Origin of the sequence: Aureispira sp. CCB-QB1, from assembly GCF_000724545.1 — a bacterium.
Classification (GTDB): Bacteria; Bacteroidota; Bacteroidia; order Chitinophagales; family Saprospiraceae; genus Aureispira.
The window spans coordinates 18,079-34,085 of the sequence record NZ_JHBV01000012.1; the positions used below are offsets into that span (position 1 = coordinate 18,079).

Annotated in this window: 15 protein-coding genes; all 15 read right to left on the minus strand. The window is 36.2% G+C overall.

Annotated features, from left to right (window positions below):
* Nucleotides 1-6: 6 nt before the first annotated feature.
* Nucleotides 7-753: an ABC transporter ATP-binding protein gene (locus CG11_RS04605; protein WP_052593622.1), complete on the minus strand. Its 747-nt coding sequence runs from the start codon at nucleotides 751-753 to the stop codon at nucleotides 7-9.
* A gap of 6 nt (nucleotides 754-759) precedes the next feature.
* A complete protein-coding gene (locus CG11_RS04610; RefSeq protein ID WP_052593624.1) occupies nucleotides 760-1,779 on the minus strand; it encodes a BtrH N-terminal domain-containing protein in 1,020 nt (339 codons plus the stop codon).
* The gene (locus CG11_RS04615) at nucleotides 1,754-2,170 is read right to left on the minus strand and encodes a hypothetical protein (protein WP_052593626.1); all 417 of its coding nucleotides are present in this window, start codon (nucleotides 2,168-2,170) and stop codon (nucleotides 1,754-1,756) included. The genes CG11_RS04610 and CG11_RS04615 overlap by 26 nt, the downstream gene beginning before the upstream one ends.
* A 26-nt stretch (nucleotides 2,171-2,196) precedes the next feature.
* Nucleotides 2,197-3,339 (minus strand): beta-ketoacyl-ACP synthase III, encoded by a 1,143-nt coding sequence (locus CG11_RS04620; protein ID WP_052593628.1) that lies wholly within the window; start codon nucleotides 3,337-3,339, stop codon nucleotides 2,197-2,199.
* A gap of 214 nt (nucleotides 3,340-3,553) precedes the next feature.
* The gene (locus CG11_RS04625) at nucleotides 3,554-4,411 is read right to left on the minus strand and encodes a DUF1702 family protein (RefSeq protein ID WP_052593630.1); all 858 of its coding nucleotides are present in this window, start codon (nucleotides 4,409-4,411) and stop codon (nucleotides 3,554-3,556) included.
* On the minus strand, nucleotides 4,411-6,102 hold the full coding sequence (locus CG11_RS04630; RefSeq protein ID WP_052593632.1) for an NAD(P)/FAD-dependent oxidoreductase: 1,692 nt from the start codon (nucleotides 6,100-6,102) through the stop codon (nucleotides 4,411-4,413). The genes CG11_RS04625 and CG11_RS04630 overlap by 1 nt, the downstream gene beginning before the upstream one ends.
* 302 nt (nucleotides 6,103-6,404) lie before the next feature.
* Complete coding sequence (locus CG11_RS04635) at nucleotides 6,405-7,319, minus strand: hypothetical protein (protein ID WP_052593634.1); 915 nt, start codon at nucleotides 7,317-7,319, stop codon at nucleotides 6,405-6,407.
* Nucleotides 7,320-7,330: 11 nt separating this feature from the next.
* Nucleotides 7,331-7,804, minus strand: coding sequence for a hypothetical protein (locus CG11_RS04640; RefSeq protein ID WP_052593636.1), 474 nt, complete (start codon nucleotides 7,802-7,804; stop codon nucleotides 7,331-7,333).
* A 457-nt stretch (nucleotides 7,805-8,261) separates the two neighbouring features.
* Nucleotides 8,262-9,035 carry a hypothetical protein gene (locus CG11_RS04645; protein WP_052593638.1) on the minus strand — a complete coding sequence of 258 codons (774 nt, stop codon included), beginning with the start codon at nucleotides 9,033-9,035 and terminating at the stop codon, nucleotides 8,262-8,264.
* 218 nt (nucleotides 9,036-9,253) lie between these two features.
* On the minus strand, nucleotides 9,254-13,072 hold the full coding sequence (locus CG11_RS04650) for a baseplate J/gp47 family protein (RefSeq protein ID WP_052593640.1): 3,819 nt from the start codon (nucleotides 13,070-13,072) through the stop codon (nucleotides 9,254-9,256).
* A 77-nt stretch (nucleotides 13,073-13,149) separates the two neighbouring features.
* Nucleotides 13,150-13,560 (minus strand): GPW/gp25 family protein, encoded by a 411-nt coding sequence (locus CG11_RS04655; protein ID WP_052593642.1) that lies wholly within the window; start codon nucleotides 13,558-13,560, stop codon nucleotides 13,150-13,152.
* Nucleotides 13,561-13,749: 189 nt separating this feature from the next.
* Nucleotides 13,750-14,697, minus strand: a complete 948-nt coding sequence (locus CG11_RS04660; RefSeq protein WP_052593644.1) for a hypothetical protein — start codon at nucleotides 14,695-14,697, stop codon at nucleotides 13,750-13,752.
* A gap of 128 nt (nucleotides 14,698-14,825) precedes the next feature.
* Complete coding sequence (locus CG11_RS04665) at nucleotides 14,826-15,131, minus strand: hypothetical protein (RefSeq protein WP_052593647.1); 306 nt, start codon at nucleotides 15,129-15,131, stop codon at nucleotides 14,826-14,828.
* 155 nt (nucleotides 15,132-15,286) lie between these two features.
* The gene (locus tag CG11_RS04670; RefSeq protein ID WP_052593649.1) at nucleotides 15,287-15,574 is read right to left on the minus strand and encodes a hypothetical protein; all 288 of its coding nucleotides are present in this window, start codon (nucleotides 15,572-15,574) and stop codon (nucleotides 15,287-15,289) included.
* A 52-nt stretch (nucleotides 15,575-15,626) separates the two neighbouring features.
* Complete coding sequence (locus CG11_RS04675) at nucleotides 15,627-15,941, minus strand: hypothetical protein (RefSeq protein WP_052593651.1); 315 nt, start codon at nucleotides 15,939-15,941, stop codon at nucleotides 15,627-15,629.
* Nucleotides 15,942-16,007: the final 66 nt, after the last annotated feature.

The following is a 16,007-nucleotide window of genomic DNA, read 5'->3' on the forward strand; positions in this document are numbered from 1 at the left end:
CTTTTATTAGTCCCTGTATTCTTCTCCTGTAAATTGGATAAATAATGATTTTAAATCTTTTGCAGCATGAGTAGATAATAATGTCTCCATTTCACCTTTCATGATAATTTCGCCCTGATCTATCAATGCAATTCGGTTGCAAAAATCTTGTGCCTCTGATAAATGATGAGAAGTATAAATAATCGTCGTTCCCATTGCATTTAAATGGTTGAGAAACTTTAAAATGGCTACCTTACTTTGTACATCCACGCCTACTGTAGGTTCGTCCAAGAACAAGATAGAAGGTTCATGAATAATTCCTATCGCCAAATTAACCCTACGCTTCATACCGCCAGAAAATGTTTCGACTCGTTGATGTGCCACACGAGACAATCCCAAGACATCTAATATTTCTGTTGTTCGAGCAGCTATTTTTTCTTTTGATAAATTATACAATGCTCCAAAATATTCTAAATTCTGCACTGGCGTCAATTCCTGATACAACGCATACTCTTGAGGGACAAAGCCAATTTTAGGCTGAATCCCCTGAAAATTCACCTCTTCGTTATTATCTCGGTATAATACGTGCCCACCAGAGGCTTCTATGATGCCACACAAAATAGAAATGAGGGTTGTTTTTCCCGCTCCATTAGGACCTAAAATCCCATAGACATCTCCTGTTTGAATTGTCAAACTAACTTTCTTTAAGCTATCTTTTGCAGCTCCTTTATAGCGTTTGCTAACTTCCTCTATTTGAATACAATTAAAACTCATCGTACTCTAAAATTTCATTTTATATAATTCTAAGAAAGTCGCTTTTTCCAAAGCACCAATCTCATCAAAACCATCTGCTACCTCCTCAAAGTGTTGTTGCTCTGTATTTCTGCCTTTGTAAATTGCAGCCATACGAACTGCTGAAGCACGCAACAAATCTCCAGACCTAGTGATTTGTTCCGAAAGTCGGCTCAAACGATCGTCTTGTAATCGTTCTGCCGCTTGTTCTAAAAATGCAGCGTAAATAAATCGAAAACCGCCACCACCTGTACCAATTTCCTCCTGCATTCGAACAATTTGTCCAAGGTTGAGACCAGCTTGCTTTGCTCCTAACTTATTCCTCCACTTTCGGATCTGTTTGGCGGTATAATTAAACCCTGTACTTCCTATAAAAGGTACTCGTACTTGTGTCATCCACCAAGCATTTTTTCTCAAAGCTATTTGAATTGCTTTTCTTAATTGTGCATCTGTAATTGTAGGAACATTAACAGGAAAATAGACATGTCCCCTAGGTGCTAAAGGTCCTCTAGCAAATCGGACGTCCTCTAATTCTGCTGGCGATAAACTAGTTACCGTTTCCATAACTGGGTCACTAATTAAATAACGCCCCTCCTCTTTTCCATAGACAATTAGGTTGTGTGCATTAAAATGAAACCTGTATTCTCTTGGGAAATAGGTTAAATGAAAAACCCCAACTTGGCAACCAATGGGAGTACCTTCTGTTATTTTTTGATCTAAAAAAGTTTGTGCTGCTACAGGGTTTCTAAACTTTTTGCGAGCTATTTTTATTCCTAATGAACGGCTAGCTCGTTTAAAAATTTCTCCTGGCATCGTACGAAAAGAAATGGCTGGACCATGATTTATTTTCATAAATGGAATATGGATATAAAACAGTCCGACCCCTAAACCAAATACAAGTGGTTCAGACATAAAATCCAAACCATGATACCGTAACAAGCTTGTTGCTACGCCATTTTCACAATGGGCAGTTTGTATGTGGTTAAAGTCCTTTGTTATCGTTTCCATCAAAATTTTTCAATTCGTCTATAGTAATTCTAAATGCCTTAGCATATCTACTTAATTTCTTGTCATTCAAGCGCCGAAATGACTTTGGTTTTAGATGTCTTTTGATACAAAAAGACCAAAACCCAGTGTACCCCGCCAACGTAGGCAAATCCATCAAATTCTTTTCCATATAATAAAGAATAGGGCTTGCGGTTCCAGTTCGAAAGGCCTCTAAAGCTAATGCAACCCTCCGGTCTACTTCTTCCCATGCACCATCTAGTGCATCCGCTTTAACTTGCCACCCAGTACTAAGTGCCTGTTCATAGGATCCATCTTTGTTTTTGACATAGTGAACTTCACGAGTAAAGTTCTTTAAACTACTTTCGTCTTGAGGTAAATCTTCTTTTTTCATAGCTAAAGGTCTCCATTAATAATAACCTAGCAAACCGTTAACCATGTAAACACATAGGAAAAACGAGCGCTTTCAGGAACAGCCAATAATATCTGATCACCTTTTTTTAATGTTCCACTATTCATCAATTCTTCTACCATCAAATAGATAGAACCTGCCCCAACATTCCCTTTGGTTGCTAGATTGGTAAACCATTTTTCTTTGGGAATTTCCATTCCATTTTCTTTCAAAATTTCCTCGATGGGTTTTTCGAAAAAGAAGCTAGAAATGTGTGGGAGGAAATAAGATAACTCATCTACATTTTTATTCTTTTCTTTTAGAATTCTTTGTAGATGATCAAAACCAAGTCGCAAGATATTCTTACTAAGCAACTTAACATCTTGCTTAATACTCATAACAGAAGCATTGATCAATCCTTTGGCATCATAATCCTTATACGAAATCAACTCTCCCGAATCATTCTTGTCTGCCGCTGCATACATACACGCTTCTACTTCGTTTGCATAAGAGCAGCCTTCTATCCAATCTACTCTTAAAGAAAGACCGCTTTTGTTTTTCTCAGACTCTACTAGAAAAGCTCCAGCACCATCGGAAAGCATCCAACGGAGAAAGTCTTTTGAAAAAGCGAGGTAAGGGTTTTCCTCTATTTTTTCAGCAAATAAGATTTCTTCATCAAATTTATCTCTTGTCATCATAGAGGCAATACGCTCTGAACCAGTTGATATCGCTCGTTTTTTATCGCCTATCTTGATAGACATATAAGCATATTTTAACGCATGCATTCCAGAGCAACACACACCTGAAGGAGAAACAACTTCGATATTTCTAGTTTCTGGTAGGTAACCGTGTACCATGACACCATGTGAAGGCATTGTTTGATCGGGAGTAGAAGTACCACAACAAAGCAAATCAATTGTTTTTAACGCTGCTTCGTCATTGTTAAAGAGGTTTTTCACAGCCAAGGCGGTCATTTCAGCATTGGTATGCGTACTCTTTCCTCCTTTCTTCAAAGCATAATACCGTTTTTTTATGCCATTTCTTCGTAATACAATAGCTTTAGAGCGAGATGGTTTTCCATTTACATAACCTAAATATTCTTCCATTTCATTATTTTCTACCACTTCATTAGGCAAAAAAACTGCTGCTTTATTGATATATACTTCTTTCATCTGTCTTCTAAAATAAGCCTTAGTTTCTATAATCTAAAGTTGTTTAGATCACATTTTCTTGATATTAGTGTGTAAAAGTACTATTTTTTTCCTTTATACAACTTTTTATTACAGAAACAATCAAAAATAAGGATTGAAAAAATGCGTACTTTCAACCTGAATAATTATTATTAATTTTATAAAATTTTTTAACAAAAAATGGGGAGTATTCAGCTCAAGATTTGAACACTTCATCTAACTGCATAATCCAAGTATGGTACCACGCTGCATTCGCAACAGTTGAATCTATTGCATTGTTGTTCAGTAAGTCTATTATTTTTAAAATAGGTAAATTGAACCATTCTCGCGCCAATATTTCTGTATCTTCAACTACTGTATTAGCAGCTACCCTAGATTTGATAGCCAAAGCTGCACCTGCTTTTAATTGGGCTTGATAAGTAGCTGCCAATTGCCATAATTGCTGACAATCTTCGCTCCGAAGACCACCGACATAAGCTGACGCAATACCTATTCCTCGCCAAAAACTAGCTTGATAATTAAGAGGAATTTTTGAACTTATTTTTTGTAGTTTTTCTCTATTTCCTTTACATGTATACCAAAAGCTGCGCCCAGCTCCTTGCCAATATACTTGTAGTTCTTCTTCTAAAATATTAGGGGGATAGGCTTCTTGTAATACTTTTCGTTTTCTAAAAAAACCATCATAGTACCCATAGCCATCCCAAATTCGCCATCCCAGTAAAGGTGTAGTCATATTAATCCAAAGAGAGGGATTCAAACGCTGCTGTCCACAAGCCCAACCTAAACCAATGTGCACTTGAACTGCATGCTCTTGTGCATATTTTTCTAAAAAAACTTGCCAAGTATCCAGCGTTTTTCCTTGCTCTAAATCGTTTAATGCCAGAACCATTGCTACCGCCTCGTAAGCTATGGAAACAAATTCTGAGTTTTTGTGCTGAGTAAGGAATTTGATCACATCTGACAAATCCGTTGTTTGCTCAACAAAAGCTTTTGTTGATTGAAAAAGCTCCTGTAAGATTTGCATTTTTTCAGCAACCCTATTTTCTGCATTCATCAAACTGCTAATTTTTCTTTCAACCACATCATTTCTAAATCTTTGGCAATGTAAGCTGCTGTATCTATAGCCCCCTTTTCTTCTGCTTGCGCCAGCAATTCTTCTTTTGACAATTCCAAAGAAGCCTTATAAGGATTAATTTTCATATTTTGAGGCGTGCCTTTCTGCTCTGCCAATACTCTTCGATAGATTTCTGCTGCCATTTGCTCTAGAATTTCTAAATTCTCTTTGCACTGCGCAATCAAGCCTTCTACAGAATGCTGTATTTCTAAATCTAGGTGCATTTTTTTCAAGAATGGAATATCAAAGAAATCAATAAAAAAATTGATGTAAGGTTCGTTGCTACACACCGCCCATTGTCTAAAAAACTGCTGAAGTTGACTATTTAATTTCCCTAAACGAGTCCCCAAGGAATTTCGACTCGTAAACAAAGCTCGTAGTACTTCCAAGTTGATATAACCTTTATTCGTAAACAAGAGTGTTGGGATTCCCCAATATACTCCCCAGTCCCACAATACTTTACTAACCATTACTTGCGTATTGCCAAACAACTCATATTGTTGATTATAAATAGGCACCCAACTATCAAAAAATGCGGCATGCACACGTTCGTAAATAATAGATCGAGAAGCAACATCCTCCCCTCGATAATCTCTTAAAATCAAATCCGACATCCAAGTATTTCCAATAGAAATAAAATCCGTTCCAGGAGAATAAAATGGATCTAAGAATGCCCCTGCTTCTCCTACCACTCCCCATTTTTCTGTAGAGTAGAAACGTCCTGAATGATGCGAGTAATGCTTCAATATTCTAAAATCAATTACATCTTCTCGGTACGATTCCAATTTTTGAGCACACAGTGGTTCATTTTTCTGTAACCACTCCATTGCCTTATCCAACTTATTAAATTCTGAGAAATCATGAAATCTAGGATCGGCAACAATTCCCACACTTGTATTACCAGATACCAATGGAATTAACCAAACCCAATAGCCAGTTCCCATAAAATGAATCGTCCCCAAACGCCTCAAACCTTTTGGCAATTTATTTGCCCATTGCTCATTATTAGACCAATCATTTACATCAACTTCTCCTTTTACTCGAAACCAAACAGCATTGATGTTATGCTCTAACGGTTTTTCAAAACCTAGTTTGCGTTTCAATAAACCAACTCTCCCTGTAGCATCAGAGACCCATCGACCAGTCACTTCGTAATTTTGACCTTCTTTGGAATAGGTTACTGTATGTCCTTCTATTTCGTTCAAATCTACGGCTTTGATTCTTGCTCCCAAGATTACATCTACCCTCATATTTAGTAGACGTTTGGTGAGTTCATTTTCAAAGATACCTCGATCAATTTGGTGGCTAGGTACTGGTAACGTACCTTTAGCTCCTAACTCTACACGTTGGTCAATTTGTTCTTTGATTTGTGGGGAAAAATAAAACCTCAACCCAATCTTTGGCAATTGGTATTCGTCTAAATAATCCTTCAGTCCTAACACTTCTCTTAAGTAATAGGTGCCTAGTTCTACCGTAGACTCTCCCACTTTATGAGCCGAATTAGGGGCTTCCTTTTTTCGCATCTCAAGCACAGCTATACGAATCTGAGGTTCTTCTTGCTTTAACTGCAAGGCCAATGTTAAACCAGCCAATCCTCCTCCTAATATTACAACATCATATTGGTTATTCATGCTTGTTGGTTTTTAGATTATTGATAGGGTATTTGAAACATTTATTCACAACTTGTAAAACAATACAAACAAGCATTGAAGGTCTCTTCGAATTATCATGAGGTTATTGAATAATTAGCGAACAACTCTATTGCTTCAACTCATTTATATTATTACTCTTGCACTTGCGAACAAATAGTTCCATTAATATACAAACTACTCGTAATTCGGTTCACTGCTACCAAGGTTCTTTTGAATACTATTGATATGAATTTAGTAATTTTTCATTTCCCAAATATGATTCCTATCTAATAGTGAGTTTTTTATGTACGATTGATCCCTAAGTATAAAAAATGCTCTTTTTTCTTCTGAATACGTTTGCCACTAAATGGTCGGATTAACACATTATAAATTGTTAAAATGATTGGAGAGACAATAAATAGGGCTACCAACAGATAGTATTTATACATACTCACCCAAAAGGAGCGTTTTTTTTCAGTAGTTCCTTTTCGTTTAATCAACTTTGCCCAAGCCAAAAATAACCCTTTAGCCCTCATTTCGATCAATAATATGGTAGGGTGAATATCTATTTTTTTTTCTGCTAAAATCACATCTTGCAAACCACCGTAATTGTTTTTTTGAAAAGCTTGAAACACCTTTTCGCCAAAAATCTCTACTTCATTTATATCCTTTTCGGAAACTCCTGGATAAGGTAAAATTCCCCATTTTCGCTCCTTACGTCCAGTTAACATCCAATGTAAAATACTCAATGCACTGATCAAATTTTGGTGTCTGTCTATCAATGGAACATTCCCTACAACATTCCCTCCAGCCCCTTCTATGTATTCGACAACACTCTCTTGTGCATTTAGCCACATATTTCTAGCCCCAATTATAGTGACCACAGGTGTATTTTTTAAGACAGCCAAAAATTGAGGATCTTTCAAAATAGAAGTAGCAGGAATCGAGGGCGACAAATACCAAGGTTGATAAGCAAAGATGACTAAATCGTACCGATTGAATTGCAACGTATAAGGTGCTAAATCGACGGGTTCTTCCAAGACCGATTCAGGCATTGTATCAAAAAACACTTCGCTAGTCCATGGGAAAGGAAAAGGTTTTGCCGTATCAATACGCACCTGCTCTATCTCTACATCTTTAAAAGGCTTTAAGAAATTACCCACAATCTCATACAATTGTCCAGATTGAGAATAACCTATTACTAGAATTCGTTTCATAAGAATCTTATTTATTCAAAATCTTTAGCAGACAAAATATCCGATTGTTTTGCATAATCTAACACATAAGCACGTGTCTTAGAGCTCATTTTTCCATAGCCTTTTACAATGATTGCCTTATCTTCTTCTATTTGTTTGTTATATTTTAAAATCTTAGGCGCATGCTCTTGAATTGTCAAACGAATGAAACGATATTCAGGATTTTTAGGCTCTTTTTTAATAGCAGATTCTAGTAATTGATGTCCTTGCTTGAATGTCTCGATTTTTTTTGCAGCCGACTTAAGATAATCCGACTTTTTCATGATCAAGCCTCCTTTATAAGCTTCTACCATTGTCGTTGTTTTTTCTCTATTTAACGCTTCTAAGGCAGTTTCAACTGTCTCCAAAGAGTCGCTATACAAGGCATTATAAAAAGTAGTATTTAAGCCTACCCCCCCAAAACTAATGCCTAGAAATAGTACTAAAATTGGTATATTCAATGTCATGTTTTTCTCTATTAAAAAAGATTTTTAAAATAAAATAGCTTCTACTTTCGGCTTTCTTTTTACGAAAACTGTTCCGATTAATTCTCAATAACTTATTTTAACAGCATTTATAACAGGAAAATAGAAAAGTTGTTGGCAAAACGAGTAGGACAATTTTTTCAATGAAAAAATTTGAATATAGATTTGCTTATTCATGTATTCTAAACAATAAGAAATACTACTTCAGAGGATTGTGCAAAGATATACTTTTTTTAGAATTCTAAAAATGTGACTTCTTGCTCTTGAGGTTCAAGATTAGGAATTGATACTCTTATTATAAAAGAAAAAACCATTCTCGATGCTTCGGAATGGTTGGTATCTTAATAATCTTCTGATTGTTTTCTCTTTTGCCTAAGTTCTTGCCTTATCTTCTATAAGAGTAATTTAATTTGGATTAACTTTCATCCAAACAAAAAAACTAACGTTTATTTTCATCTTCAGCAATCATTGAAGTATCCCAGAGTTTGGATACATAATATCTAATTTTGGCTGGTTTAGAATCTTTTTCATCTAAAAAGCCATAGTTTTGAGCTGTTTTAACTTGGAGTTGATAGCCATCATTTCCTTTTGCCCAGCGAAAAGATATTTTATGAAACAAAGGCCCTAATATTCGGCTATAAGTAGATCGAATGTGTTGGATTTTCCCTACACCATAATTAGATAAAGCGATTGCATATGTAAAGGCATATTTGCCTCGCCCTTCCTTACCTCCTGCTTGAGCCACCAACTCAAACGCCTCTACTCCTTCTAAGCGGTCGATGATAGTCTGCCATTCACCATTTGCCTTTACTTCTCCAGAAGCAAATGTTCCGACACGACCAGCCATACCAGCCATGCCATTCACCTCCAATCTATACTGAGGTGTTGTTGTGCCAATACCAATATCTCCCGTATCTCTTAAGAACAAAATACTGTTGTGCTCTGCATCGTCCAAGCTTAATCCTTTACTATGGCGAGTAGGATTTAAAGACAAACTAAAAGCAGCATTAGGATCTCGAATACTTTCAAAGAAACTCATCAATTTTCTATTAGCGCCTTGAGGAGCTAACATAAAACCATGTTCTGGGCTTTGCGAAAAACCATCGTCTACTTTATTTACGGTAGAATCTATGAAATCAGAAAAATTAACTTCTGTTGGTACAGATCCTCTTGTAAACAAATTTTTAAGTGTAGTTCTAGTTAATAGCGTCATAGCTTAATTTATAATTATCAACAATAACTCAATTCTATTGCATAAAGTTACTGTCCACCAAAAATTTTATTTTAATTCTCTATAGAAAAAATAAGGTATTATCAACCTTAAATACACTATCCACTACAGACGATATAGTTTAATGGACAGTGTACTAAGTTAAGATTTTTTTCTACAAAAAGACAAAATTCTAATTAGGGAATCTAAAAGCGACACCACTAATCTTCGTCTTCTTCATCCTTTTTGCGACGTTTATCAGATAAATAATCATCTAAATCTCTTTCTTTTTCCTCTGTCATTACAAAGTCTCCGTCAATAATCATCGAACTAATAGATGCTTTTTCTGGAACTTGGAATGTTTCATCATCCAAGAAGTAAATAGGATTCGATTCAAAAGGAATCAAAATAGACCAAGGTTTCGTTGCTTTTATCAATGGAGAATTGGTTGCATGAATTGCCGTATCATCTACATCAAACCCTACACCATCCTCTGGGAAAACTTGTACCGCAGAAAATTTAGTTACAAAATCTACATAATCACATTTCTCAATAAAGCTCAGGACAACATCTTTTACCAATGTACCGCCCAAATTTAATTCTTGAGAACCACCCAACATCCAAGGGCATAAGAATTCAATAATATCTTGATTGAGTTTCTTCAAGTAAGTACCATTATTCTTACCTTTCTCAAAACGAACTCCTGCCGTAATTTTGACTCGCTCGTAAATTGGATTACGAACTTGGATTGTTACAAAAGGAGAAGACAATTGTTCCAAATACTCCTTGATGGCATTCAATACTGTAAAGTTAACCATTGGTAAATGATAACTTCTTGAATTTTTATCAATTTTAGGGACTACTACTAAAATAACCGTTCCTGGATCGACAAAATTTTCATTTCCTACGTGAGTCACACATTTCACCTGATGAATGTTGGGGAATTTTTCCAACACCAATCGTTCATAATCCCAAGCCGATACCGCCCTGTTTTTATGGCGCAAACGCTCGCTTGTTCTTCTATAAAAATCATACTTAGTTTCTCCTGGGCGACCGCCAAAAGAAGGGAACGGTTGATTGACTCCTCTCACTTGTGCAATAGACGATGCCAATTTTTTAATCGTATACCCTGGCAATGGTTCTACCAAATGCGTAGCACTATGACCGTTATCTTGCCACACCACCCGAACTGCTTGTGTAGCAACTTTCAAACATCTAGGCAACAAACTTGGCTCGCCTTTCACAGTTACTCTTAACCAATGCAAGCCACTCTCCAAAATAGAATTTTTATCTGTCAAATCACGTGGAATTTCTAAATTGATAATTCCAGAATTGTTAAACCCATTTGTCGTATCAGACAGAATCATATTCTGAGAAAAATCCTTCCACTCATCTTCAGATAAATAGCTCCAAACCACCTCTGGTTTAGCAAACTTGGCCGCTTCATCAGAGAACAAGTTAATATTTTCTTTTAATTCAAAATATAAGGTCAAATTATTGGGTGGCACTAAGCCCTTAACACCTAAATACAAATAAGCGTTATCATCATAATTAGGCATTAACAGTCGGTTCGACGAACGCCCTTTTCCAAACGTTTGAATAATTCCAAATGGGTGGATGTGATAAATCTGCTCTTTGGTCTCTTCTCCTTTCGTTAGGGTTCCCATAGACAATACGTTAATCTCTGTCGTCGCAGAATAATCAATGGTAATTGATTTCATCATTGGAGCAACAGGCTGTAGTGGCAATGGTTTTTCAGGTCCTTTTCGTTTAGGATCGGTATTGTATTTGACGCGCTTAGCGTATATTTTAGCATATTCTCTATGAGCAAAAGCCACCTTTGGACCAAAAATTTCTAATTTAAAGTATCCTGCTCTAGCCTCGTGATCGTAGTTAGGACGCATCTCTAGTTCCTCATCAGGTTTGATGTTCAGAGCATCCACATCTATATCACAAATAGTTCGCTTGTGGTGAATCGCTTGTGGGTTATCTTCTTCCGCCTCAAACATTTTAAACGTCAACGGCACCTCCTCCTCAACAGGATGGAACACACCATCCGACAAAGCAGTTAACTTCAACTCAAACTGGTCGTTCTTAATTCCTAATCCATAATCTTTATAATGCCCTCTGAAACCTTTTTTATCATCAGGCAAAGCATGCCATTCTATATTGAACTGTAAATCTGTAATTTCTTTTTTGAAAATCTCTTCTTTTCCAATCATCAAATAAGAACCTACTTGAGGAATTGGACCAAAAGGTTGGAAAGGCACATTAGGGTAAATTGTCCCTACATCGCTAGACAAAGACAAACCTTTTATTTCTTTTACATCTATATCCAAGCCAATTCGTTGAACCTCTAACTCTTTTAAGAATGAGTAGGAAAAGAATGAACCTTCATTTCTGTGCAATATACGAATAACAGGGTCTTTAGTTTGATAACCGTCACCATGCACTTCAGCATCATATTTCACAACGCTAGGGGCATTGGCTGTTAGTGTAGCAACGATGGTAATTTCAGGGCTTCCCCATTCATTTGGAGGCAAAATTTCGCAAGTATATGCTTGCTCCCACCCCTCTTGAGTCGTAAAGAATACTTCCAAACTATTTTTAAATATTTTAGAAAAAGCATCTTCACGTGAAATATCTTGATTGATACTAATATCTTTTATCAACAAATTGAGTGTGTACATCGTACTTTGCACAAACTTAAAGTTCATCGTTACAATTCGATGTCCTTCATCCATTTCCAAAATAGGAGACGACATCGCCCATCCTATATCTGCAAATTTCATTTGTTGTTCATCCTTAGGCAACTCTAAGATTTCGTGCCCAAATGTTGGCCAGTTTTCTTCATCATTGACAAAACGCCCTCCTTCACCATCTTTGGAATTAGCTATATTGGCTGAATATAAATTTGTGATAACTCGGTAGGAACTTCCAATGCCAATTTTAGGGTTTTTACTCACAAACAAGGTATGAATCGACTCAACTTTAGCTTGATTGAGTGTTAGGTCATCCTCTGTAGCATAAAAATGCTCTACACCATGTTCGTCTTTCCCCGCAGTCAACAACGTCCCTTTTTCCAAGAGATGGGTATCAATATGTGTTGCCACATTAAAATAAACATTGGCACGGTCTGGAGCCAAACCTTGCTGACGTTGTTTTAGTACGTTATAATAATAAAAGTCTAAATGCTTTTCTGTGAGCGTATTAACTTGATACTGTAATTTCTTAAACATCTTTGCAAAAGAAATAAACAGCGCAATATCTGGACGATGGTTGGCTTTGCCCGTTAGCGATTCCATCAAATATTTAGGTGCAATTTGCAAGATATAAGAAGTCACACTGTAGAAGGTACGGAATTGTATCCGTATTTTTTTAGTATAACTTTTAATCTTATCAGCCGACTCTCTACCTTTAATCAAGATATTTCTAGCCCCAATTTGTTCGTGTTTTTTGAACCAATTGCTATGAAAATGCTTACGAATTTCTGCGGCACTAAACGGTCCTGTTGGATTAAATCCTAAATCTTCTTGGTACACCAACAAATCCATTAAATTTTGTGCTAACTGCTGTTTAATGGCATTTTCTAATTCATTTTCTAGCTCTGAAGAATGCATCATATTCAAGCGATCCATGTTCAGCGCATGCATATACCAATCATTGATTTGCTTTGCCAAATCCAAAATCTGTTGCATCAATCCCTCCAAAGCTTCCAACTTTTCTTCTGCTCTTGGAGCATTGTCTAAGATATGGATCAAGCGATTGTGCTCTTTCTCAATCTTATGCAAATCCGTAGAAACAATAGTAGACAAAAAGATGGTTTCATCTTTTTCAAAGAACCGACTCCAACTGCCATCTCTAGTGTTCTCCAAATTATAGTACTGAACGATCTCTGCAAATTTAGCCGCAAAAGCCAAAATATCACTGATTGAACGTTCATCTACTTGAACAGAATCGGGCAACAAAGCTTTTAGAACGCGTTCATCTTGCGAAACGCCGTTCCAATGTAATATATGGGTATTATTATTTTGACTCATAATATGTGGTTGTGGGATACTTTTTTTGGTTCATAGCTAGGTCCTTGCTTGGTATATCTGCAAGTACATACATCTTTTTAGATATCTGTTCCCTCTGTCAAGTAGAACGGATACACCATATTCTTACGGGAGTTGGTGCCTTTGATATCGTAGACAATATTAATTTCCAATTTCCCTTCTAATTGATGCGTATCGTCAATTTCAATTGCGACCAAGTTCACCCTTGGTTCATAAAATAAAATCGCGGTAGAAATCAAATCTTCTATTCTTGTTTTGGTAGAGGTAGTTACCGAAGAGAAGACCATGCTCTGTAGATTACAGCCATACCCAGGATTCATCACACGTTCCCCTGGAGTTGTAGACAATAAAATATAGATAGATTCTGCTATATCTCTATCATTATGAGAAAGTTCTAAACCCTCTGTACTATCCAAAAATCGAGGAGGAAAACTCCATCCAGAACCTAAAAAAGATTTATTTTCTGCCATTTTTATTTTTTATTTCGTTAGCAATCTGCTATAACCATGAGGAAATAAACAGGTTACTATTATTTTTATCTTTACTTAATATCCTTTCTATACTTTCTTATCTAGATATTGTCGTAAGGAGTATATTTTTTTATAAAAGGAACTTATAAACCAAAACAAAAGCCCCTTTAGAGCTCATTTCGTTATCTATTATGCTTCCCCTGTTTTAAACGGAAAAGCCTTAAAGTGTTGCTTGGCTCGTTTTTCTCCAATCAACTCCACCATTTGCTCGTATTCTGACTGCTCGTCAAGCGGTCTAACTTCCATATCCTCATAATTATCCAAATACTCTTGATTTAATAAATGAATAGAAGGAAAAACCATTTTAGATTCAGGCTTCAAATCCCAATCAATCAAGTTATTGTACTCCGCTACCGCCGAACAAATTTTGCTATCATAACGCCCATAGATGCGTTCACAATGCATGGTCATCTTATCGCCATGACTAATATCTACATGGTGCGTAATATCGGGAGAATTTCCCATAGGACGAGCTTCTGGTGCAATTTCAGACTTTAATTTTAGGTTAATTTCTGCTTTAACAGGTTCTCCTTTCAAGGAAAAAAGAACAATCTTAACCGTACAACTTTCTAATGTTCCCTTAAAAACCGCTGGTTTTTTCTCCTTATTGTCGTTTCCCGTATCTGGGAAAATATTTCCCCAAACCAATTTTAAATAAGGTGGTCCATGCACTTCTGGTTCGTATCCATACACCGTATTTTGCAACAAATCCAAGTGCTTTCGAATAGAAGGTGTTTTTTTATCATCTAAAAAAAATTGCTCCTTCATCGAGTCTTTAACAGGTACAATTCCCGTTGCATCGGCATAGAACTTAAAGTCCATTACCATTTTTTGATACCCTGAGAATACAGCTGGAGGACCTCCTGATGAGCCTGGGGTAGCTAACAAACTATTATTTTTCCCTTTTTTATTATTACTACCTTCTGGGTCTTCAATCCCAAAACTATACTCTACATTTTCTGGATTCATTTGCACCTCAAAAGAATTTACTTTCTCATCCGTACAAGTTAATTTTTTATGTGAGGTAATGGTTAAACGAGAAATCCCATCGTCACTACCAGAAAAAAAACTGCCCATATTGCCTTTAAATTTGAGTTCATATAAATAATAACAGAATTTATTTGCATCCAAACTCTGCACTTATAAAAATAAAAAAACCCTTTGGCATTTCCAAAGGGTTTTCATTATTAATCTTTTATTTTTATTTATAATGGATTTGTCGGTAAATTATACGCTGCTGCTGCTGCTGCTGTTCCATCTTCTGCCGTACCAAAATAAAACTTAGATCGCCCTGTTTCTGTATCCCATGCTAGTATATGCCAAAAAATTTCATTATTTTGTTCTACTGTAGTTGAAAGTTGCATCATATACTTCCCAGTACTACCATAAGTAGTCTTTGGTTCATAATTAGCCTGAGCGGGGCTAGCCGAGCGAATTAAAAAAGCAAAGGCAAAAATAATCGCTGCTGTACCAAACAAACTGGCACATATGCGTTGTGTTATCTTATCCATGATGTATTTTTTTTAGATTTTAATGAAATGTTATTTAAGAACGACTAATATATGACAAATTGTATACCAATCCATTTTTTTTATTATGTCTTTTCTTGACAAACAACTTAAATCAAGTTGTTTGTCGATTGTACATCTACATTATGTGGTATAAACTATAAAGGTCTTGTTGGTAATTGGTATTCACTACTACCTGGTCTCATAGATGATTCACTACTCACAAAGTAAAACTTTGAATTACCTGTTTCTGTATCCCATACTAAGATGTACCAATAAGGATCTCCATTATATACCATAGACTGTAAACTCATCATATACTTCCCAGTTCCATAGGTAGTTTGTGGTTCATGATTCGCTTGAACAGGACTAAAAGATCGAATTAAGAAAGCAAAAGCGAAAATAATCGCTGCTATGCCCAAAAGGCGTTGTGTTAGTTTATCCATGATGTATTTCTTTTCAATTTTTACGTTCCAAAGATTTTCTGAATTTTTATTACTACAACGGGCTAGCAGGAATTTGATATTTCCCATTGGCAGCATTCATACCTTCGCCTTTGTTGCCATAATAAAACTTTGAACGACCTGTTTCTGTATCCCATACTAAAATATACCAAGACATTTGCGTTTCTGACATCTCCGCCTGCAAACTCATCATATACTTCCCAGTTCCATAAGTAGTCTTTGGTTCATGATTCGCTTGAACAGGGCTAGCCGAATATACCAATGCCGCCGCTCCAAACAATAGTAGCGCCACAGCAGAAAAAACCAAAGCAATTCCTTTGCATTGATCTAAAAATGTTGTCTCTTTCATTGTTAATTTTGTTTTAGTGTTTCAATAAAATTCAATATAAAAATTTAAAAGCAGAAGTCTAAAAAG

Bases quoted from the DNA above. Each gene is read 5' to 3' on its own strand.
- CG11_RS04660 (WP_052593644.1), bottom strand. From the start codon at position 14,697: ATGGGCAGTTTTTTTTCTGGTAGTGACGATGGGATTTCTCGTTTAACC.
- CG11_RS04650 (WP_052593640.1), bottom strand. From the start codon at position 13,072: ATGAGTCAAAATAATAATACCCATATATTACATTGGAACGGCGTTTCG.
- CG11_RS04645 (WP_052593638.1), bottom strand. From the start codon at position 9,035: ATGACGCTATTAACTAGAACTACACTTAAAAATTTGTTTACAAGAGGA.
- CG11_RS04615 (WP_052593626.1), bottom strand. From the start codon at position 2,170: ATGAAAAAAGAAGATTTACCTCAAGACGAAAGTAGTTTAAAGAACTTT.
- CG11_RS04625 (WP_052593630.1), bottom strand. From the start codon at position 4,411: ATGAATGCAGAAAATAGGGTTGCTGAAAAAATGCAAATCTTACAGGAG.
- CG11_RS04635 (WP_052593634.1), bottom strand. From the start codon at position 7,319: ATGAAACGAATTCTAGTAATAGGTTATTCTCAATCTGGACAATTGTAT.
- CG11_RS04675 (WP_052593651.1), bottom strand. From the start codon at position 15,941: ATGAAAGAGACAACATTTTTAGATCAATGCAAAGGAATTGCTTTGGTT.
- CG11_RS04610 (WP_052593624.1), bottom strand. From the start codon at position 1,779: ATGGAAACGATAACAAAGGACTTTAACCACATACAAACTGCCCATTGT.
- CG11_RS04670 (WP_052593649.1), bottom strand. From the start codon at position 15,574: ATGGATAAACTAACACAACGCCTTTTGGGCATAGCAGCGATTATTTTC.
- CG11_RS04640 (WP_052593636.1), bottom strand. From the start codon at position 7,804: ATGACATTGAATATACCAATTTTAGTACTATTTCTAGGCATTAGTTTT.
- CG11_RS04605 (WP_052593622.1), bottom strand. From the start codon at position 753: ATGAGTTTTAATTGTATTCAAATAGAGGAAGTTAGCAAACGCTATAAA.
- CG11_RS04665 (WP_052593647.1), bottom strand. From the start codon at position 15,131: ATGGATAAGATAACACAACGCATATGTGCCAGTTTGTTTGGTACAGCA.
- CG11_RS04630 (WP_052593632.1), bottom strand. From the start codon at position 6,102: ATGAATAACCAATATGATGTTGTAATATTAGGAGGAGGATTGGCTGGT.
- CG11_RS04620 (WP_052593628.1), bottom strand. From the start codon at position 3,339: ATGAAAGAAGTATATATCAATAAAGCAGCAGTTTTTTTGCCTAATGAA.
- CG11_RS04655 (WP_052593642.1), bottom strand. From the start codon at position 13,560: ATGGCAGAAAATAAATCTTTTTTAGGTTCTGGATGGAGTTTTCCTCCT.